The sequence below is a fragment of the Paenibacillus sp. L3-i20 genome (genome assembly GCF_022180385.2).
Lineage (GTDB): Bacteria > Bacillota > Bacilli > Paenibacillales > Paenibacillaceae > Pristimantibacillus.
The window spans coordinates 465,657-485,999 of record NZ_BQME02000002.1 but is presented as its reverse complement, the minus strand read 5'-3'; the positions used below and the strand labels follow the sequence as shown (position 1 = coordinate 485,999).

The window sequence follows — 20,343 nt, the reverse complement described above, 5'->3', positions numbered from 1 at the left end:
AAGCAATGTATGATGGGATGGACAAGATTATGTCGCCAAAAAAACAAAAAGAGACAGATAAACTCTGACTCTTTGGTAATGTCTTAAGTTGTAGCGAACTTATTAGGATTGTGCTGGAACGTCTGGAGTAAGGAGTACTTTGCGTGACAAATTAATTCTGCCCTGCTGGTCAATCTCCGTTACTTTAACCGTAATTTGATCACCAATACTAACGACGTCTTCACATTTAGCAACTCTATCCGCAGATAGTTGTGAAATATGAACAAGACCGTCTTTATTAGGCAAGATCTCTACGAACACGCCAAACTTCTCAATGCGTTTCACCGTACCAAGATAAATCTCTCCGATGACAACTTCCTTCACGATTCCTTCGATAATCGCTTTTGCTTTTTGGTTCATCTCTTCGTTGGAAGATGCGATAAATACCATACCATCTTGCTCGATATCGATTTTCACGCCAGTTTCCTCGATGATTTTGTTAATAATTTTGCCGCCTGCGCCGATAACATCACGGATTTTGTCCGGATTGATGCGAAGAGTCAAAATTTTAGGTGCGTATTTAGACAGGTTCGTACGAGGTGTAGTCATCACTTCAAGCATTTTGCCCAAAATGTGGATCCGTCCTTGACGCGCTTGCTCTAATGCTTGCTCCAAGATTTCACGGTTGATGCCCTCGATCTTGATGTCCATTTGAATCGCAGTTACGCCTTCAGCAGTACCTGCAACTTTAAAGTCCATATCGCCGAGGTGATCTTCCATACCTTGAATATCAGACAAAATAGCGAAATGGTCGCCGTCTTTTATCAATCCCATTGCGATACCTGCAACTGGTGCTTTAATCGGAACGCCCGCATCCATCAAAGCAAGCGTGCTTGCGCAAATACTAGCTTGGGATGAGGAACCGTTTGATTCCAGCACTTCTGATACAAGGCGGATTGCGTAAGGGAAATCAGCTTCAGAAGGAATAACCTTCGACAACGCACGCTCTCCAAGTGCACCGTGACCAATTTCTCTGCGGCCTGGAGGACGTAATGGACGCGCTTCACCAACGCTGAATGGTGGGAAGTTATAATGGTGCATGAAACGTTTTGTTTCTTCCGGCGAAACGCCATCCAAAATTTGAACATCGCCCATTGCGCCAAGCGTACAGATGCTGAGTGCTTGAGTTTGACCACGTGTAAACAGACCTGATCCGTGAGTACGCGGCAATAGCGCAACATCACAATCAATTGCACGAATCTCTTCCAAAGCTCGTCCATCTGGGCGTACTTTATCATGAGAAATAAGGCGACGAACCTCTTCCTTCACGATATCATACAATACTTCCTTAACATCACCGATCAGTTCCGGCGTTTCCGCATATTGCTCTTCGAAATGTGTAACAGCATCACTGTTCACAGCGTCGATAGCTTCTTGACGGGCATGCTTTTCTTGAACTTTAATCGCTTCTACCAAGCGAGCAGACGCGAAAGCACGAACATCACCATTAACGATTTCGTTTACGGTATGTAGCTTAACTTCCATTTTCTCTTTACCAGCTACTGCTTGAAGCTCTTCAATTTTTGCTACGATGCCTTTAATTGCATCATGACCAAACATAATTGCTTCAAGAATAACGGATTCAGAAACTTCGTTAGCTTCCGCTTCAACCATCATAATTGCATCTTTTGTACCAGAGACTACAACGAAAATATCAGTTGCTTCCGTTTGCTCCACGGTTGGGTTAATAACGAATTCGCCATTAACACGGCCAACGATAACTCCACCAATCGGACCACTAAAAGGTACATCTGAAATCGATAGTGCAGCAGAAGTACCGATCATTGCAGCGATTTCAGGTGAACAATCTTGATCCACGCTCATTACGATATTAGCGATTTGAACATCATTACGGAAGCCTTCCGGGAACAATGGACGAATCGGTCTGTCTGTAAGGCGGCTGGAAAGAATCGCTTTTTCACTTGGTCTTCCTTCACGCTTAATGAAGCCGCCAGGAATTTTACCAACTGCATACATGCGTTCTTCATAGTTGACTGTAAGCGGGAAGAAATCCAAATCCTTTGGACCCGAAGATGCAGTAACTGTACACAATATAACCGTTTCGCCGTAACGAACTGTTACAGATGCGTTCGCTTGTTTAGCTAGACGGCCTGTCTCTATAATAAGTGGTCTTCCGCCTAACGTCGTTTCAATACGATGAATCATTTAAGTCCCTCCTTTTCCTATTACAAAAAGCAACCCGAGTCCCCATATCCAGTTTTTCCGGATGGCGAGATCATCAGGTTGCTTTTCATGACGCATGTTTAACGGCGTAGGCCGAGTTTTTCGATCAATGCGCTGTAACGTCTAACGTCTTTGTTTTTCAAGTAAGCAAGTAGCTTACGGCGTTGACCGACCATCTTGAGCAAACCACGACGGGAATGGTGATCTTTCTTGTGCTCCCGTAGATGTTGAGTCAAGTTAACGATGTTTTCCGTAAGGATAGCAACTTGAACTTCTGGAGACCCCGTATCACTTGCGTGAGTTTTGTGAGTATCGATAAGCTCATGTTTACGTTCTTGAGTAATTGCCATTATTCTCCAACTCCTTCATAATAATCGCCATTAGCCTCGAAACCGACACTCTGATCGGACAACCAAGCTAAGGTTAAGTTTGTGAATGTATGTTTACTTCCTAAGAAAGCAAATGTCCATCACAACGTTTTATAGTATAGCATACGGGATAGTACCTTGTCGAGAAGGACGAACTAAAGCTCCCCCAACAGCTCCTTGGCTGTCGCAGAATCAGCCGCGATTTGTGCAATTAAGTCAGCAATAGCATTAAACTTCTGCTCTGGCCTAATGAAAGCTATAAATTGGACCTTCATTTCTTTGCCGTAAATATCCTCATCAAAATTAAACAAATGTGCTTCCATTACTGGCTTAACATCTGCTTTATTGAAGGTAGGCTTCATACCATGATTTAATACGCCGCCATGAGGAATTCCGTCAATCCAAGCTATTACTGCATAGACACCTAAACGAGGTGAAACATACCGATCATGAAGCTCTAGGTTCGCTGTAGGAAAACCGATCGTTCTTCCCCGTCCATCACCGTGCACGACAGTTCCAACGACTTCATATGATCGACCAAGCAATAAGCTCACCATCTCAAGATTTCCCTGTTCGAGCGAATCTCTTGTGTAGGTGCTGCTTACTTTAGTGCCATCTTCGAACAACGGCTCTATGATTGACACTGCAATGTCCGGCTTGCCCAACTCACGAAGTACTTCTGCATTTCCTAGCCCTTTACTTCCGAATGTAAAGTCAAAGCCGATTACCGCATGTTTTACTCCTAGCGGTCGAAGTACTTCATCAACAAATTCATTAGGTAGCATTGCTGCAAATGTTAAATCAAATTGCATGACGAATACAATATCAACACCTAATTGGGCAAACAAATCCATCTTTTTCTGAAAAGGAGTTAAACAACTATAGTATTGATCACCATGTCCAAGAACTTCCTTAGGATGAGGAGCGAAGGTCAATACCGCAGAGAGCATGTCCGTGTCTTTAGCAAAAGAAATTGCTTCGTTCACGACGTTCTGATGTCCTCTGTGCACGCCGTCAAAATGACCGATCGCTATGGAAATCGGCTTAGCCAGTGATAACGTTGTTGCATTCAATAAAGGATAAGATAAAGGAATAATTTCCACCGCTGACACACCTGCATTTCTAGATAAACTTTAGATAGCTTTAGTTAAATACTTTAACTGGTCTCAGCAGCATTCCTTCGACATCCGACTGGAATATGCCAAGAAACAGTTGTGATGAATCGTATATACGGAGTAATCTGCCTTGTTTCCAATCGCCAGACTCAAGCGTTGCTTGAGACAAAGGCACCTTTTGTCCGCGAAGCACTTGCACTGCCGTTGAAGATGAAACATGAGCTTTGTCAATATGCGTGATCGCTTCATCCGCTGCTATCAAATGTTCCTCAAGCTTACCTTCTTGAAGTAGTTCTTCAATCTGAGCAAGTGTCAGACAACTCTCTGTCTCAATCCCACCCGACATTGTCCGAGTGAGCTTAGCCATAGTTGCAGGAAGCCCAAGAGCTTTACCGATATCAACACATAAAGTACGTATATAGGTTCCTTTGGAGCATACAGCCGAAAACGTAATTTCCGGCTCATCAAGCTCAAGGTTCACTTTAAGCAATTTAATTTCATGTATCGTTACCGTTCTAGATTTCCGCTCAACCGTCTTACCTTCTCTAGCCAGTTCATATAAACGTTTACCGTCTATCTTTAGTGCCGAGAACATTGGAGGAACCTGTTCGATGTTGCCAACGAACCGCTCTAGAACAGCTTTAATTTCTGCTTCAGTTATCGTGCCAACAGGCTGACGATCAATAACTTCACCAGTCATATCTTCAGTGTCCGTTGCAATACCAAGCTTTAGAACTGCTTCATAAGCTTTTGGCCGCTCCTGAACATATTCCACAACTCGCGTTGACCGTCCCAAACAGAGTGGAAGTACTCCGGTTACCATAGGATCAAGCGTACCCGTATGCCCGATTCGCTTCATCTTAAGCAGCCGTCTCACTTTTGCTACTACATCATGGGAAGTCCAGCCTTCAGGCTTCCAAACTGCCAAAATGCCGTCCATTTGCTACACCAACGCCTTTCTTACTGCTTCAACGAGTACTTTTATCGCTTCAGGTAGTGGACCTTCAAGTCTACAACCTGCCGCACGAACATGTCCGCCGCCGCCGAATGATTGAGCAATAGCTGCTACATCAGCCTTGCCTGCAGAACGCAGACTTGCTTTTATAGCGCCGTCGTTAGCTTCTTTAAACAAAATTCCAACCTCTACCCCATCGACGTTGAGAGCATAGTTAACGATTCCTTCGAGATCATCAGGAACAGCGTCGCAATCCTTAATGTCATCTTTGCCAATATAAAGCCAGCCGATTTCCAAATTTTCACTAAAGGTTAGCCTGCTAAGTGCCATCTGCAATAGCTTAAGCTTTGCAAGTGTCATCTTCTCAAGCAAAATATCTGCAAGCTTATTGCCAGAAACCCCTATCGCAAGTAAATTTGAAGCAATCTGCATCACTCTCGGACTAGTGTTGGAATATCTAAATCCTCCGGTGTCCGTTAACAATCCGGTGTAGATAGCATTCGCACAATTAAGATCCGGCTCAAGTCCCGCTCTTTCGATCAAGTCATACAGTATTTCTACTGTAGCGGCCGCATCTGGCCGAATCACATTCACTGTGCCAAATCCGTTATTGGTCGGGTGATGATCGATATTAAGCAGCTTGCAGTCATTTGGGAAGATGTCAGCAACTTCGCCGATTCTCCGGAAATCTGCGCAATCGATCGCAATTACAGCATCGAACGTCAGCTCGGGCCGTCCGCTTTTAAAGGATATGATACGGTCAAAGTGATTCAAGTAGCTCAATCTGGAAGGCAGTTCGCTTTCGTTCACAAGCACTGACTTTTTCCCCAGTCGCTCGAGCAGCCAACTGACGACTACTGTTGAGCTAATGGCATCCCCATCCGGCTGCACATGAGATACAACAAGGAATGAGGCATTGTTCTTCATAAAGTCCAATGCCTCATCTAGTTGCTCTATATAGTTGACGTGCGCCGTCACTTGACGTCATCCTTGCTTTTGATATCGCTGATAATCGACTCGATTCGGCTTCCATACTCAATGCTGTTGTCAAACTTGAACAGTAACTCAGGTGTATGACGAAGCTTCATACGTTTGCCTAGCTCAGAACGAAGGAAGCCGTTAGCGCGAGCTAGCGCTTTTAGTGCTTCTTCCTTCTGTTCGTCGCTGCCAAGAACACTCAAATAAACTTTAGCTTGCGATAAGTCGCTGGTCGTTTCTACACCTGTTAAAGTAATAAAACCGATACGCGGATCTTTAAGCTCCATTTGAATAATTTGGCTCAGCTCTTTTTTAATTTGTTCGCTTACTCTTCCTACACGAATCTTTGCCATGCTATATTCACCTCTCTACCGTCTCCATGATGAACGCTTCGATAATATCTCCCTCTTTAATATCACTAAAGCGATCAAGTGTTATACCACACTCGTAACCTTGGGAAACTTCTTTAGCATCATCCTTAAAGCGTTTCAAGGACTCAATCTTACCGGTATAAACGACGATACCACCACGAACGACACGAGCTTCTGCTGCACGAGTAATTTTACCGTCGATAATCATACTACCAGCAATTGCCCCAACTTTCGTAACTTTAAATACGTTACGAACTTCAGCATGACCGATAACAACTTCTTTGAAGATCGGATCAAGCATACCCTTCATCGCTTGCTCAATCTCATCGATTACGTTATAGATGATGCGGTGCATACGTACATCTACCTTCTCTTGACCGATAGTTGCTTCTGCTTGAGGATCAGGACGAACGTTAAATCCGATAACAATAGCATTCGAAGCGGATGCAAGAATAATATCCGATTCCGTAATTGCGCCAACGCCGCTATGGATGATTTTTACACGTACGCCTTCTACTTCGATTTTCGCAAGAGAGCCTTTTAGTGCTTCAGATGAACCTTGAACATCCGCTTTAATAATAACGTTCAGTTCTTTAACTTCGCCATCTTTGATATGAGTAAATAGATCTTCCAAAGTAACGCGAGTATTTGCACCGATTTCTGATTGACGATGTTTAATGGAACGACGATCAGCAATAGCACGTGCTTTCCGCTCATCTTCAAACACCATAAACGGATCGCCAGCTTGTGGAACTTCAGTCAAACCAGTGATTTCAACTGGAGTGGAAGGACCTGCTTCTTTCATACGGCGGCCACGGTCATTGACCATAGCTCTTACACGGCCAAAGCAATTTCCTGCTACGAAAGCATCCCCAACTTTAAGTGTTCCATGTTGAACGAGAATACGTGCAACTGGACCTTTACCTTTGTCAAGTTCAGCTTCGATTACTGTTGCTCTTGCACGTTTGTTCGGGTTCGCTTTAAACTCGTTTACTTCTGAAACAAGAAGAATCATTTCAAGCAAACCTTCGATGCCGATTCGTTGCTTAGCGGACACTTCAACGAAGATTGTGTCTCCGCCCCACTCTTCCGGAACTAGCTCGTAGCTAGTCATTTCTTGCTTAATTTTATCTACATCAGCAGCTGGCTTATCAATTTTGTTGACAGCAACAATGATTGGTACGCCTGCAGCTTTTGCATGGTTGATTGCTTCTATCGTTTGAGGCATAATGCCGTCATCAGCAGCAACAACGATAATCGTAATATCTGTAACTTGAGCACCACGAGCACGCATAAGCGTAAACGCTTCGTGACCAGGTGTATCAAGGAACGTAATTTTCTTACTATTAATTTCGACTTGGTATGCACCGATATGTTGTGTAATACCGCCTGCTTCGCCGCCTGTTACATTCGTTTGGCGAATAGCATCGAGCAATGTTGTTTTACCATGATCGACGTGACCCATAATCGTAACAACTGGAGGACGAACGCTCAAGTTCTCTTCCTCGTCTGTTTCTTCAACAGTTTCGAAGGAATCTTCTTCAATCGGAATTTTCACTTCTACCTCTACTCCGTAATCGCCTGCAAGCAACATAATTGCATCCATATCAATTTCTTGATTGATTGTTGCCATTACGCCTAGGAATAGAAGCTTTTTGATAACTTCGGAAGCATCTTTATGAAGCAACTTCGCAAGTTCGCCAACCGTCATAGTACCGCGAACGATAATTTTCTTAGGCGTGTTGTCGATTTTTTCACGAGGAGGCTGATTACTTTGTTGGTATTTACCATTGCGACCTTTACCGCCGCGATTGTTATTGTTACCTTTATAGCCGCCACCCGGACGTCCATCTTCAAAACGCTTTTGGCCTTGGTTGCTGTTACGGCCATTTTTGTTAGCTGCGTTTCTATCGTCTGAACCAGTACGAGGTGAAGTTGCTCTGGACTCAAAGCTACGGTTTTGACCTTGAGCTGCTGGAGCAGGACGAGAACCTGTGCTACCTTGGCCACCACGATTTGCTCCGCCGCCTTGACCTTGACCACCAGACGGTCTGTTTCCGCCGCCTTGTGAGAAGCCGCCTGGACGGCTGCCACCAGTTGATGAAGAACCAGCTGGACGACTGTTACCGCCAGTTGATGAAGAACCTGCCGGACGGCTACTGCCCTGACCTGACGGACGATTACCTTGACCACCTGAAGGACGATTGCCTTGACCAGCTGGACGACTTCCCTGTTGACCTTGACCTGAAGGACGATTACCTTGTCCTTGACTCGCCGGACGAGTCGATTGAGATGAAGCTGTTGTTGAAGATGCAGCTGCAGGTGTTGAAGCTTGTGCAGGTGCTTGAGTTGTAGCTTGTGTTTGCTGTGGCTTTTGCTCACCTTGTTGCTCTGATTGTGGAGTTTTCGTATTAATGGAATTCATTGTCCCCTGTCTATCTTGAGTTTTGTTCGTCGTTGATGCCTGTTGCTGAGTTGCGGACGGGCGATTTACCGCTGGTGGAGCAGACGATACGGATGCTCCACTGCTTTCTTGCGCACGTTTAGCCGCCGCATTAGCTTTTATATCCCGGAAGAAACCCTCTACCTTATGAACCATTTCATTTTCCATAACGCTCATATGGTTGTTAACAGGTAAGCTTAATCGTTTAAGAATGGTGATAATTTCCTTGCTGCTCATATTGAGGTTCTTTGCATACTCATAAACGCGAAGCTTATCTTTATTGTCTTTGCTCTCCTGTTTGTTGCTCAATAGGATCCACCCCCGTATTTTGGCTCAGATTACTTCTAATCATTTTTCCGAAGTGCATATCTGTTACCGCAAGCACAACGCGTTCGGACTTGCCAATCGCCTTTCCTAGCTGCTCTCGGTCGAATGCTTCGGCGAGTTGTATTCCGTAGGTGCTGCATTTGTCTCTAAATTTCTTCTTCGTATTATCAGAAGCATCATTGGCGATAATCACCAGATAAACCTTCTTAGCTCTAACAGCTTTCAGAACAATCTCGTCACCCGTTATAAGCTTCCCAGCACGCATAGCCATTCCAAGCTGCGATAGCGTCTTGTTAGGTTTCATCCTGCGTCAGCTCCTTGGCTGCGATGAATTGATCTTCAACCGCTATAAATTCTTTTTCTAGCTCATCATATATGTGCTCGCCGACAGGTTGTTTCAATGCCCTATCAAGCGCCTTTGTTTTTTTTGCAAGTTTAAAACAACCCAATTTGCCACATAAATAAGCGCCTCGGCCCGCCTTCTTGCCAGTTAGATCGATCCCGACCTCATCGGCCGGTGTGCGCACGATACGAATAAGCTCCTTCTTCGGCATCATTTCCTGACAAGCGACGCATTTGCGAAGCGGTACTTTTCTCGGTTTCATCGTACACCCTCCTCTGCCGCATGTAATGTCGTCCTCGTACTAATCGATGGAAACAGAGTCCTGATGCATCGTTCCCGTTGCAGACTTCGGACGACCATATTCCTGTTCGGCCTGTGCTTCACTCTTGATATCAATCTTCCAGCCTGTTAGCTTCGCAGCCAAACGAGCATTCTGACCTTTAATACCAATTGCAAGTGAAAGCTGGTAATCAGGAACAATTACACGAGCCATCTTCTCTTGCTCGAATACGATAACTTCAAGCACTTTGGATGGACTTAGTGCGTTAGCCACATATTCTTCCACACTTTCAGACCAACGAACGATATCGATTTTTTCACCTTTTAGCTCGTTTACAATTGTTTGTACACGCATACCCTTTTGGCCTACGCATGAACCTACTGGATCCACTTCCTCATTACGAGAAAATACAGCAATTTTGGAGCGGAAGCCCGCTTCACGAGCAACTGAGCGAATCTCAACGACGCCATCATAAATTTCAGGCACCTCAAGCTCGAATAAACGTTTCAATAGGCCCGGATGTGTACGGGACATTATAATTTGAGGACCTTTTGTTGTGTTCTCTACTTTCGTAATAAAAGATTTCACACGGTCGCCATGTTTAAACTTGTCCGTCGGCATAAGCTCAGTTAGAGGAAGAACGGCTTCCACTTTACCCAGGTCAATGAACAGATTTCGAACATCTTGACGCTGCACAATTCCATTTACGATATCTTCTTCTTTATCGATAAACGCATTGTAAATCAAACCGCGCTCAGCTTCACGAATTCGCTGCGTTACAACTTGCTTCGCAGTTTGAGCTGCGATGCGTCCAAAGTCTCTTGGAGTAACTTCGATCTCAGCTACATCGTCAAGTTGGTAGTGCGGGTTGACCTCACGAGAAGCCTCGATTGTAATCTCTAAACGCGAATCAAGCACTTCATCAACAACCGTTTTGCGGGCATAAACTTTAATTACGCCAGTATGACGGTTAATGTCGACTCTGACATTTTGCGCTGTGTTGAAATTACGCTTGTAGCTCGAGATAAGAGCTGCTTCAATTGCATCAAGCAATACTTCCTTAGCAATCCCCTTATCTCTCTCTATTTCCAGCAAGGCTTCAATAAAATCCATACTCATTGGAACGAAGTTCCCCCTTTCATAATATAAGCAAATTTAAAAAACGATAGCCAAACGTGCGTTTGCGACTTTGTTATACGGAATCGCATGTTCTCTTTTGCCTATGCTAATAGTAACGTTCTCACCGTCGAACGCTACCAGCATGCCTTCGAACTCTTTCGATCCGTCGATAGGCTCATATGTCGTTATAAATACATGCTTGCCAATCGCTTTACGCACATCATCAGGCTTCTTTAGCGGTCTTTCCGCACCTGGTGAAGACACTTCAAGGAAATAGGCGTCGGTTATCGGATCGTTGCTATCGAGCTCTTCGCTTACGAATTCACTGATTCGTTTGCAATCATCAATGTCGATGCCGCCTTCCTTATCTACGAAAATTCGTAAAAACCAATTACTGCCTTCCTTGATATATTCAATATCGACCAGTTCAAAGCCATTGTCATTGAGGAAAGGATTTATCATTACCTCAATAGCGGATTTGATATTGGATGTGCTCAAATTAGGTTGACCTCCTGTTATCATAGCGCAATGTGTAATTGCCGAATACAAAACGTAAAGAGTGGGTTTCCCCACTCTTCTGCATTAAAGATTTCATCTTCATCATTGCCACAAAAATTATATCATAATCGCATAAGAGTGACAAGAAATGATTTCTAGTCAATCCAAATTTAAAACAAAGAAAGTTGGTTGGATTCTGGGAGTCCGCGGAAACAACCCATACCGTTTAAAACCTCTATTATCGTCTTTGTTGCCTTGGACTTCATCTGGAAATCCTCAATCGACAGAAACTCTCCGTCATTCCGTGATGCTGCAATATTCCGGGCAGCATTGTCACCAATACCAGCAATAGCAGCAAATGGAGGAATGAGTGAACCACCATCTACTTGGAATTTCGTTGCATCTGAACGGTACAGATCGATCGGTTTAAATGAGAAACCTCTCGCTGTCATTTCGAGCGACATTTCCAGCTGTGAAACCATATTTTTTTCCTTCGGCAATGCATTGAAGCCTTTAGCCTCTATCTCTGCAAGCTTCCGAATTATAGCTTCATATCCTTGGCATAGCAGCTCCAGATCGAAGTCATCTGCGCGTACTGTAAAGTACGTTGCATAATATTCGATTGGATAATAGAGCTTAAAGTAAGCAGTACGTACTGCCGAAATAACATAAGCCGCTGCATGGGCTTTTGGAAACATATACTCAATACGTAAACATGAATCGATGTACCATTGTGGCACTTTGCAGCGTTTCATCTCATCGATCCACTCTTGAGTAAGACCTTTACCTTTACGAACACTCTCCGTAATTTTGAACGCTAACCCCGCATCCATACCAGCCTTATAGATCAAATAAAGCATAATGTCATCACGACAGCCGATAACGGTTTTGATATTGCAGGTTCCATTTTTAATAAGCTCTTGTGCGTTGCCAAGCCATACACCGGTACCATGCGACAACCCTGAAATTTGCAATAAATCCGCAAAGGATGACGGCTGGGTCTCATGCAACATTTGCCTTACAAACTTTGTCCCCATCTCAGGTACGCCGTAAGTGGCAACTGATGATTTGATCATCTCAGGCATTACTCCAAGTGCTTTGGTAGAATTGAACATGCTCATAACTTTAGGATCATTCATCGGGATTGTTGTTGGATCAACACCTGTCAAATCTTGCAGCATCCGCATCATCGTCGGATCATCATGCCCAAGAATATCGAGCTTGAGCAAGTTTTCATCGAAGGCATGGTAGTCGAAATGAGTTGTTTTCCATTCCGCATTAACGTCATCTGCTGGGAATTGTACTGGTGTAATATCCTCGACCTCAATATAATCAGGAACAACAACGATACCGCCTGGATGCTGCCCAGTGCTCCGCTTCACACCTGTACATCCGCTAGCTAATCGTTCAAGCTCGGCTCTACGCCACTTTTTGTTTTGCTCTTCTTCATACTTCTTAGCAAATCCATATGCTGTCTTCTCAGCAACCGTACCTATCGTACCTGCTCTAAATACACTTTTTTCACCAAAGAGTACTTTTGTATAGTTATGAGCGATAGGCTGATATTCACCAGAAAAGTTAAGATCGATATCGGGAACTTTATCGCCTTTAAACCCTAGGAAAGTCTCAAACGGTATATCTTGACCTTCGCCCTTCATCGGTTTTCCGCAATTCGGGCATCCTTTATCAGGCAAGTCAAAACCACTCGGTACACTACCATCAAGGAACCACTCACTGTGGCGACAATCCGAACTCAAGCATAAGTAATGCGCTGGCAACGGATTAACTTCGGATATACCTAGAAAAGTTGCTACAACAGAAGATCCAACTGAACCCCTGGAGCCAACCAAATATCCGTCTTGATTGGATTTCTTCACCAGCTTCTCTGAGATGAGATAGTTGGCGGAGAAACGATATTTAATAATCGGGACAAGTTCCTTCTCCAAACGGTCAATAACGACTTGAGGAAGATTCTCTCCATACATAGATTTCGCTGTATCATAACAAGTGCTACGAATTTCTTCATCTGCGCCTTCAATAATCGGTGTAAATAATTCCTTAGGGAACATATCGAACGGCTCAAATCGCTCGGATAGAGCTACTGTATTTGTAATTACAACTTCCCTAGCTCTAGCTTCACCAAGAAACTTGAATTCCTCAAGCATCTCTTCCGTCGTGCGGAAATGGGCGTCCGGCTTCCGAATACTTTTGAGCGGGCTAAAGCCAGTAATACCATGAATGGTAATATCACGATACATTTTGTCACGTGGATTCAAATAATGAACGTTACCCGTTGCGATAACTGGCTTACCAAGTTCATCAGCAATTTGACAAATTCGACGCATCGCGCCTTCGATCTCAGCACGGCTGCCAACTAAACCTTTTTCTACTAAATGCATATAGAAATCGATAGGTTGAATTTCAAGCACATCGTAAAATTCTGCAATGTCCTTTGCCTCTTCTTGAGACTTATTAAGCACCGTCTCAAAAAACTCGCCTTTTTCACAACCGGAAATAACGAGCAATCCTTCACGAAGCTCAACTAGCTTGCTCTTTGGAATTGTTGCTACTCGTTTGAAATATTCCGTATGCGATAAGGAAATCAGCTTAAATAGATTTTTTTTGCCAATTGCATTTAGTGCATAGATGTTGCAATGAAACGGCCTTGAGTTCGAAATATCCAAACCAACATAATCATTTAATTGATGTAAATCAGTAATATTTCGCTCCGCAGCAACACCGATTAGAGCATAGAGTACTCCGCCCAATGCAAGGGAATCATCAATCGCTCTGTGATGGCTTTCCAAGCCTACTTTATATTTATCCGCTAATGTGTTAAGCCGGTGATTTTTCATCGTTGGAAGTAAAAACCTTGCTAATTCCAGCGTGTCAAGAACTGGGTTTTTTACTTCAGGTAGACCGAGTGACTTGCAGTTAGCCTGAATGAATCCAACATCGAATCGAGCGTTATGCGCTACTAATACGTCATTACCAATGTATTCGATAAATTCTCGAAGTTTAGGCTCAAGCTCAGGAGCATCTTTTACCATTTCATCATTGATGTTGGTCAATTGCTGGATATGATAAGGAATCTTCTCATGCGGATTAATAAATGTAGTGAATCTATCCACTTCTTTACCATCACGCATCCGGACGCCTGCAAGCTCGATAATTTTGTTATTAGTAACCGATAAGCCGGTTGTTTCTATATCGAAAACAATATATTGCGCTGTGGCAAGCAACTCCGGTCTGGAGTTTAGCACCATAGGTACTGCATCGTTAACGACATTCGCTTCCAGTCCAAATAAAACTTTCATTCCGTGCTTCTTTGCCGATTTCACTGCATCTGGATAACACTGGACGTTGCTATGATCTGTCACAGCAATCGCTTTGTGACCCCACTTGGCTGCCATCTTTACGTAAGCATCAATCGGTGCAACTGCATCCATTGAGCTCATCGTTGTATGAAGATGGAATTCAACCCTTTTCTCCTCAGCCTTATCCATTCGCTCTCGAGGAGATCCGATTTCATGCAAATCATTTGGCATCATAACAAGCTCTGGCTCCTGCATGAAGCGATCATATTCGATTCTTCCACGAGCTTTTATCCACTTGCCATTAGCCAGTTGAGACAATACTTTAACATCGTCCTTTGTTTTGGCGAACATCTTCATGGCGATAGAATCAGAGAAGTCTGTGACATTGAACGTAAACAACGTGCTTCCGTTGCGCAACTCCTTAACATCAAGACCAAATACAGCGCCCTGCACCGTAATTTTCTTTTCCTCATCTTGAATGTTCATAAGTGGAGTAGCATCCTCACGAATATCATAACCGACCGCAAGACGCACAACTTCTTCGCCATTGTCTCCTGAAGCATCGGATTCTATTTGTGACTCAGCCATTAATTGCTGGACAGCTTCACGTTCTTCTTGCTCAATCTTCTGCACAAATTCTTCATAAATCTCTTGTCTAGATTCGCCCATTACGAGCTTAACTTTACAATCACGTTCGAACTGGGATTTAAAAAATGAAACGACCGCTTCATCGACGCCCTTCTTACGAGCAAGCTCAAGTCCAGTAGAATCAAGTAATGATATCGTTATAACATCACCTTGCGCATCAATCGAGGCCTTCTGCAGCCATCCGTTAACTGACGCAATTTCCTTCTGTGCCCACTCTATGAAGAGCGGCCAATATTGAAGCACAATATTTTCTGTTTCAATAACAGAATCATAAATAAAGACGAATGAAGTTTGTGCAATCTGCTCAAACTTCATTCTGACGGCTTGGCACAGACCATTATAGGCCTGTAAAGGAACCATGGACGTTTTGCGGATGCAAAACGTCCATTCCTTATTTTTATTGCTTACGATCACTTGATCGATATATCCATCTTGAAAATAAGTATGAATAAGTTCTTGCGGCAGCCCCGCTTGCTGCAATAGCAGTTCGAAACGCTGTCGCTTGTCACCGGTTTGGCTCATGTACTTCCACTCCTTGACGATCCGAACCGAACATATTCAGTTCTTAATAAGCACGTGCAAAAACAACAGTATGTTTAGATGCGTCGCCACATACTAAACAAGTAGCCTTCTGGACAGTTGGCTCGAACGGAATGTTGCGACTTGTCGCACCCGTTTCTTCCTTCACTTGCTTCTCGCAAGCTTCAGAACCACACCAGCCGCTTTCAACAAATCCACGTTGCTCTTCGAGGAAGCTCTTCATCTCATCCAGAGTATCAACTGAACGAGAATTGTTCGCTCGGAATTCTTTAGCACGTTTAAACATTTCATCATGAGTTTCAGCAAGCATTGCTTCAACCTCAGCCACCAAGTTATCCTGCTGTACGATACGTTTCTCACCTGTTATACGGGACACGAGAACAACTACTCCGTTCTCCATATCACGTGGTCCAAGTTCAAGACGAAGAGGTACTCCGCGCATTTCGTATTCATTAAACTTCCATCCTGGGCTAACATCAGAGCGATCATCTACTTTAACTCTAACTCCTGCTTTCTTAAGCACGGAATATAGCTCGTCCACTCTGCCAACAACTTGCTCACGCATTTTAGCAGGGCCGATTGGAATCATGATAACTTGCGTTGGTGCAACTTTAGGAGGCAATGCAAGTCCACGATCATCACCATGAACCATAATTAGCGCCCCGATTAGACGAGTGCTGACACCCCATGATGTTGTGTGAGCAAATTGCAATGTATTTTCTCGATCCAAAAATTTAATATCAAACGCAACTGCAAACTTAGTTCCAAGGTAATGAGACGTACCAGCTTGTACAGCTCGTCCATCTTTCATCATTGCTTCAATCGAATACGTATCAACAGCACCTGCGAAGCGCTCTGAAGGTGTTTTTTCACCTTTAATAACGGGAATCGCAAGAAACTCTTCTACAAAACTTGTATACACGTCGAGCATTTGCATCGTTTCTTGACGTGCTTCCTCTTCCGTTTCGTGAGCGGTATGGCCTTCCTGCCATAAAAATTCACTTGTACGCAAGAAAGGAAGAGTGCGCTTCTCCCAACGAACAACGTTTGCCCATTGATTGATTAGCAATGGCAAGTCACGATAAGATTGAATCCATTTTGCATACATATGACCAAACATTGTTTCGGAAGTAGGACGAATTGCGAGTCTTTCCTCCAGCTTCTCACCCGCCGCTTCCGTTACCCACGGAAGTTCAGGATTAAAGCCCTCAACATGTTCCTTCTCTTTTTGGAAGAAGCTTTCTGGAATGAATAACGGGAAATACGCATTGCGATGTCCCGTTTCCTTGAAGCGGCGATCTAGATCACGCTGAATATGCTCCCATATTTCATAACCATCCGGTCGGAATACAATACAACCCCGAACTGGTGAATAATCCATAAGCTCAGCTTTTTTGATGACATCAATATACCATCCTGAGAAATCTTCGCTTTGCGGTGTAATTTCAGATACAAATCCTTTATCTTTGGACATGAGCGACAGACTACTCCCCTCGTACTAATCGTAAAATATCATTATAGGTAACGACAAGCATCAATAACATTAACATGGCAAAACCGACGAAATGAACCATACTTTCTTTACTTGGATCAAGCGGTCTTTTTCTAATGCCTTCAAGTCCTAGGAACAATAAACGACTGCCATCTAGTGCTGGGACCGGCAACAAGTTGAATATTCCTAAATATAGACTTAGCATTGCTGTCCATGATGTTAATTGAGCTAAGCCTTTTTTGGCAATTTGACTAGTCATTTCTGCTGTTCTAACTGGACCGCCTAGATCATCCAGCTTGAATTGACCAGTTACTAACATCTTTAAGTTTTCAAAAATAAATATAGTCGAAACCTTCATGAGCTCAGCCGATCTGGTAACCGTCTCAACAGCAGTAGCCGGACGTGTTGGAAGTGTTGCTCCAATACCAACTTTACCAACACCTTCCTCATTCGGACGAGGTGTGATCGTAACTGCATGTGAAGTTCCATCACGATTAATTTTCATTTCAATTGGTTTATTCGGCGATTTACCGATAATATCGATCATTTTTGGCAGATCGGCTCCAATTTCGATACCGTTAATTGATTCAACGATATCACCCTTCTTCAAATCCACTTTGGAAGCGGGATAGTTCTCTTCAATCGTACTTACAAGAAGTTTGTCTGGGTTATCAACTGGAACGCCAACTAATTGAGCATAAACCCCAAACAGCACAAAAGCCAGAACAAAATTCATCATCGGACCGGCAAATATAGCCATTGCCCGTTTACGAATAGGTTTGCTGCCGAAATGTCTATCTATCGGTGCAATTTGTGTGTCTTTCCCCTTAGCAATGACTAAAGCTTGCGGATGTACGGAGTAGTTTTCCACTTCTCCTTCTACATTGAGCGAGATGGTAAGTTTGTGCTCTAAATCTATAGAGTCCACTTCACCGCGAATCGTTCCAGCTCTCTCGTCCAACCGATCGAGATAAATACGAGTAACTAGATTATCCTTTAGCCGCACGGCTACTGTCTGCCCCGGCTGCGCTTCGACAAGTTCTGGATCTTCTCCAGCCATACGGACGAATCCGCCTGCAGGAATTAACCGAAGCGTAAATCTAGTCTCACCACGTTTCAAAGAAAATAGCTTCGGCCCAAAACCGATTGCAAACTCTCTTACGAGTATCCCCGCACGTTTCGCAAAGTAATAGTGGCCCCATTCATGAATTGTTACAATTACAAAAAATACTAACACGGTCATAAAAACGACCTGAATTGTCCCCATAGAAGTGTTGCCCCCTGTTCGTTACGGCCTGTACATAGATTATCATTATTCTCCCGTCCGTTACAAGAGAACCACTTTCTTCGGTTATGTTCAGACCGATGCCGCTAGACTGCGCGCCCATTCGTCTACTTCCGCAATCGTTTCAAGATCGTTTATGTTGCAAACTTCATGACGTCCAACGATTGTTTCCAACACCCGTTCAATATCAAGAAATGTGATCTCACCATTTAGGAAACGAGCCACAGCCACTTCGTTAGCTGCATTCAGCACCGTTGGAGCTGATTGACCCATCCTTCCACATTCGAAAGCTAATCTGAGGCATGGGAATCGTTCAAAATCCATTGCTCTAAAGTTTAGCTTGCCAATGGAAGCGAGGTTAAGTCTCTCCGTTGGAGTAACAATTCGTTCAGGGTAAGTTAATGCATATTGAATAGGAACTCGCATATCAGGCATTCCCAATTGAGCCACTATACTATGATCGTTAAATTCAACATAGGAATGAATGATGCTCTCTGGATGAATCAGAACATCAATTTGATCATATGTAAGATCGAATAACCATCTTGCTTCAATAACTTCTAGCCCTTTATTAATCATCGTTGCCGAGTCTATCGTAATTTTGGCACCCATAGACCAATTGGGATGATTTAGCGCTTCGGTAACAGTGACACCTTCTAACTCTGCTCTGCTTCGATCGCGGAAAGAACCTCCAGAAGCTGTTAATGTTATTCCTTTAACCCCTTGACGCTGCTCGCCATTCAAACATTGAAAAATTGCAGAGTGCTCGCTATCGATGGGAAGAATAGCAACTTTTCGCTGCTTGGCACGCTCCATAACAATATGACCAGCGGTAACTAACGTTTCCTTGTTCGCGAGACCAATCGTTTTCCCTGCATCAATGGCAGCCAGAGTAGCAGGTAATCCCATACTGCCCACAATAGCAGTTACAACCATGTCTGCATCCGTTCCAGCAGCAACTTCAATTAACCCCTGTTCACCATAAACGACTTTAGTGCCAGTTGGTAAGTGGGGACGTGCTTGATCGGCAAGCTCTTTCGTAGCCAAGCTGACAATGGAAGGCTTAAATACTTGTGCCTGCTCAATAACCAATTCCACGTTAGAACCAGCGGATAGACCTACAATCTCAAACCGATCAGGTTGATGCTTAACAACGTCCAGCGTCTGTGTGCCTATTGAACCTGTAGATCCTAATAACGATATTTTTTTCAAAAGGGATTCCTCCATATGCCTATAGGTGAATAAGCTCAGTAAGTAGGAGCAGCGGGAATACGATCAACCAACTGTCACAACGATCGAGCACCCCGCCATGGCCAGGGAGCAAGTTTCCTGTATCTTTAATACCTTTAACTCGTTTGTACGCAGACTGAATCAAATCACCAAACTGTCCTGCAACTGCAGCGACAATACCGATGATAAGCGCTTTTGTAATACTGATCGTCTCTGGCGCTGCCAATGCGAAGACGACTGCAACAATAAGTGAAATAACTACGCCACCAATTGCGCCTTCAATCGTCTTATTTGGACTAATAGAAGGCCAAAGCTTTGTTCTGCCAATTGCTTTTCCAACAAAATAAGCACCAATATCTGATGCCCAAATACAGCCAAAAGCTAGAAATGTCCAAAATAAACCATGCGTCTCGATTCCACGAACCGATATCATGGCTGAGAAGCCGTAACCGATATAAATAGCGCCAAGCAACATAAATGCTGCTCCGTCTATCGTCGTTTTGTTTTTGGTAATGACGGTGATAGCAAGCAGTAAAAATGCTAACATCCATACGATAGTCATAGCAGAAGGAAGTTCAATTCCCCAATCCGACCAAGGGAGAACAAAAAACAATACACCCCCGTAACCCAGAAGTGCAGAAGGATGAATCGGACTCACGCCGTTCATTCGAGAATATTCAGTAAATCCTATAATGGCAAGCAGAATGAGCAGTCCGGTATAAAATGCCCCACCCAAAACTGTAAGGGCAATAAACAATGCGCCTGCAATAACACCGGTAATCAATCGTTGTTTCAAAGCAAAGTCACACTC

At 43.8% G+C, this 20,343-nt stretch carries 16 protein-coding genes; all 16 read right to left on the bottom strand.

Annotation, left to right across the window (positions count from 1 at the left end):
- Positions 1-102 precede the first annotated feature (102 nt).
- Positions 103-2,205: a polyribonucleotide nucleotidyltransferase gene (gene pnp, locus MFF31_RS15560; RefSeq protein ID WP_238189030.1), complete on the bottom strand. Its 2,103-nt coding sequence runs from the start codon at positions 2,203-2,205 to the stop codon at positions 103-105.
- A gap of 98 nt (positions 2,206-2,303) precedes the next feature.
- Entirely contained in the window at positions 2,304-2,573 is a 270-nt protein-coding gene (gene rpsO / locus MFF31_RS15555; RefSeq protein WP_197933845.1) for a 30S ribosomal protein S15, read from the bottom strand.
- A 173-nt stretch (positions 2,574-2,746) separates the two neighbouring features.
- Positions 2,747-3,694 (bottom strand): bifunctional riboflavin kinase/FAD synthetase, encoded by a 948-nt coding sequence (locus MFF31_RS15550; RefSeq protein WP_238189027.1) that lies wholly within the window; start codon positions 3,692-3,694, stop codon positions 2,747-2,749.
- A 40-nt stretch (positions 3,695-3,734) separates the two neighbouring features.
- Positions 3,735-4,646, bottom strand: coding sequence for a tRNA pseudouridine(55) synthase TruB (truB, locus tag MFF31_RS15545; RefSeq protein WP_238189026.1), 912 nt, complete (start codon positions 4,644-4,646; stop codon positions 3,735-3,737).
- A 3-nt stretch (positions 4,647-4,649) separates the two neighbouring features.
- Entirely contained in the window at positions 4,650-5,588 is a 939-nt protein-coding gene (locus MFF31_RS15540) for a DHH family phosphoesterase (protein WP_238192056.1), read from the bottom strand.
- Positions 5,589-5,635: 47 nt separating this feature from the next.
- Positions 5,636-5,992 (bottom strand): 30S ribosome-binding factor RbfA, encoded by a 357-nt coding sequence (rbfA, locus tag MFF31_RS15535; RefSeq protein WP_238189024.1) that lies wholly within the window; start codon positions 5,990-5,992, stop codon positions 5,636-5,638.
- A gap of 7 nt (positions 5,993-5,999) precedes the next feature.
- Entirely contained in the window at positions 6,000-8,762 is a 2,763-nt protein-coding gene (gene infB, locus MFF31_RS15530) for a translation initiation factor IF-2 (protein ID WP_238189022.1), read from the bottom strand.
- Positions 8,731-9,084 (bottom strand): L7Ae/L30e/S12e/Gadd45 family ribosomal protein, encoded by a 354-nt coding sequence (locus tag MFF31_RS15525; RefSeq protein WP_238189020.1) that lies wholly within the window; start codon positions 9,082-9,084, stop codon positions 8,731-8,733. The genes infB and MFF31_RS15525 overlap by 32 nt, the downstream gene beginning before the upstream one ends.
- A complete protein-coding gene (gene rnpM, locus MFF31_RS15520) occupies positions 9,074-9,385 on the bottom strand; it encodes an RNase P modulator RnpM (RefSeq protein WP_238189019.1) in 312 nt (103 codons plus the stop codon). The genes MFF31_RS15525 and rnpM overlap by 11 nt, the downstream gene beginning before the upstream one ends.
- A 39-nt stretch (positions 9,386-9,424) precedes the next feature.
- Positions 9,425-10,522, bottom strand: coding sequence for a transcription termination factor NusA (gene nusA / locus MFF31_RS15515; protein WP_238189017.1), 1,098 nt, complete (start codon positions 10,520-10,522; stop codon positions 9,425-9,427).
- A gap of 36 nt (positions 10,523-10,558) precedes the next feature.
- On the bottom strand, positions 10,559-11,020 hold the full coding sequence (rimP, locus tag MFF31_RS15510) for a ribosome maturation factor RimP (protein WP_238189016.1): 462 nt from the start codon (positions 11,018-11,020) through the stop codon (positions 10,559-10,561).
- 170 nt (positions 11,021-11,190) lie between these two features.
- Positions 11,191-15,507 (bottom strand): PolC-type DNA polymerase III, encoded by a 4,317-nt coding sequence (locus MFF31_RS15505; RefSeq protein ID WP_238189014.1) that lies wholly within the window; start codon positions 15,505-15,507, stop codon positions 11,191-11,193.
- Positions 15,508-15,550: 43 nt separating this feature from the next.
- Positions 15,551-16,999: a proline--tRNA ligase gene (proS, locus tag MFF31_RS15500; RefSeq protein WP_238189013.1), complete on the bottom strand. Its 1,449-nt coding sequence runs from the start codon at positions 16,997-16,999 to the stop codon at positions 15,551-15,553.
- 10 nt (positions 17,000-17,009) lie between these two features.
- A complete protein-coding gene (gene rseP, locus MFF31_RS15495) occupies positions 17,010-18,284 on the bottom strand; it encodes an RIP metalloprotease RseP (RefSeq protein WP_238189012.1) in 1,275 nt (424 codons plus the stop codon).
- A gap of 90 nt (positions 18,285-18,374) precedes the next feature.
- Positions 18,375-19,514 (bottom strand): 1-deoxy-D-xylulose-5-phosphate reductoisomerase, encoded by a 1,140-nt coding sequence (locus tag MFF31_RS15490; protein ID WP_238189011.1) that lies wholly within the window; start codon positions 19,512-19,514, stop codon positions 18,375-18,377.
- Positions 19,515-19,533: 19 nt separating this feature from the next.
- On the bottom strand, positions 19,534-20,328 hold the full coding sequence (locus MFF31_RS15485; RefSeq protein WP_238189010.1) for a phosphatidate cytidylyltransferase: 795 nt from the start codon (positions 20,326-20,328) through the stop codon (positions 19,534-19,536).
- Positions 20,329-20,343 lie beyond the last annotated feature (15 nt).

What these genes read in the sequence shown, in the direction of transcription:
- MFF31_RS15505 (WP_238189014.1), bottom strand. Translation starts at nt 15,507, where the DNA reads ATGAGCCAAACCGGTGACAAGCGACAGCGTTTCGAACTGCTATTGCAG.
- rnpM (WP_238189019.1), bottom strand. Translation starts at nt 9,385, where the DNA reads ATGAAACCGAGAAAAGTACCGCTTCGCAAATGCGTCGCTTGTCAGGAA.
- rseP (WP_238189012.1), bottom strand. Translation starts at nt 18,284, where the DNA reads ATGGGGACAATTCAGGTCGTTTTTATGACCGTGTTAGTATTTTTTGTA.
- truB (WP_238189026.1), bottom strand. Translation starts at nt 4,646, where the DNA reads ATGGACGGCATTTTGGCAGTTTGGAAGCCTGAAGGCTGGACTTCCCAT.
- rbfA (WP_238189024.1), bottom strand. Translation starts at nt 5,992, where the DNA reads ATGGCAAAGATTCGTGTAGGAAGAGTAAGCGAACAAATTAAAAAAGAG.
- rpsO (WP_197933845.1), bottom strand. Translation starts at nt 2,573, where the DNA reads ATGGCAATTACTCAAGAACGTAAACATGAGCTTATCGATACTCACAAA.
- nusA (WP_238189017.1), bottom strand. Translation starts at nt 10,522, where the DNA reads ATGAGTATGGATTTTATTGAAGCCTTGCTGGAAATAGAGAGAGATAAG.
- proS (WP_238189013.1), bottom strand. Translation starts at nt 16,999, where the DNA reads ATGTCCAAAGATAAAGGATTTGTATCTGAAATTACACCGCAAAGCGAA.
- MFF31_RS15540 (WP_238192056.1), bottom strand. Translation starts at nt 5,588, where the DNA reads ATGAAGAACAATGCCTCATTCCTTGTTGTATCTCATGTGCAGCCGGAT.
- MFF31_RS15525 (WP_238189020.1), bottom strand. Translation starts at nt 9,084, where the DNA reads ATGAAACCTAACAAGACGCTATCGCAGCTTGGAATGGCTATGCGTGCT.
- pnp (WP_238189030.1), bottom strand. Translation starts at nt 2,205, where the DNA reads ATGATTCATCGTATTGAAACGACGTTAGGCGGAAGACCACTTATTATA.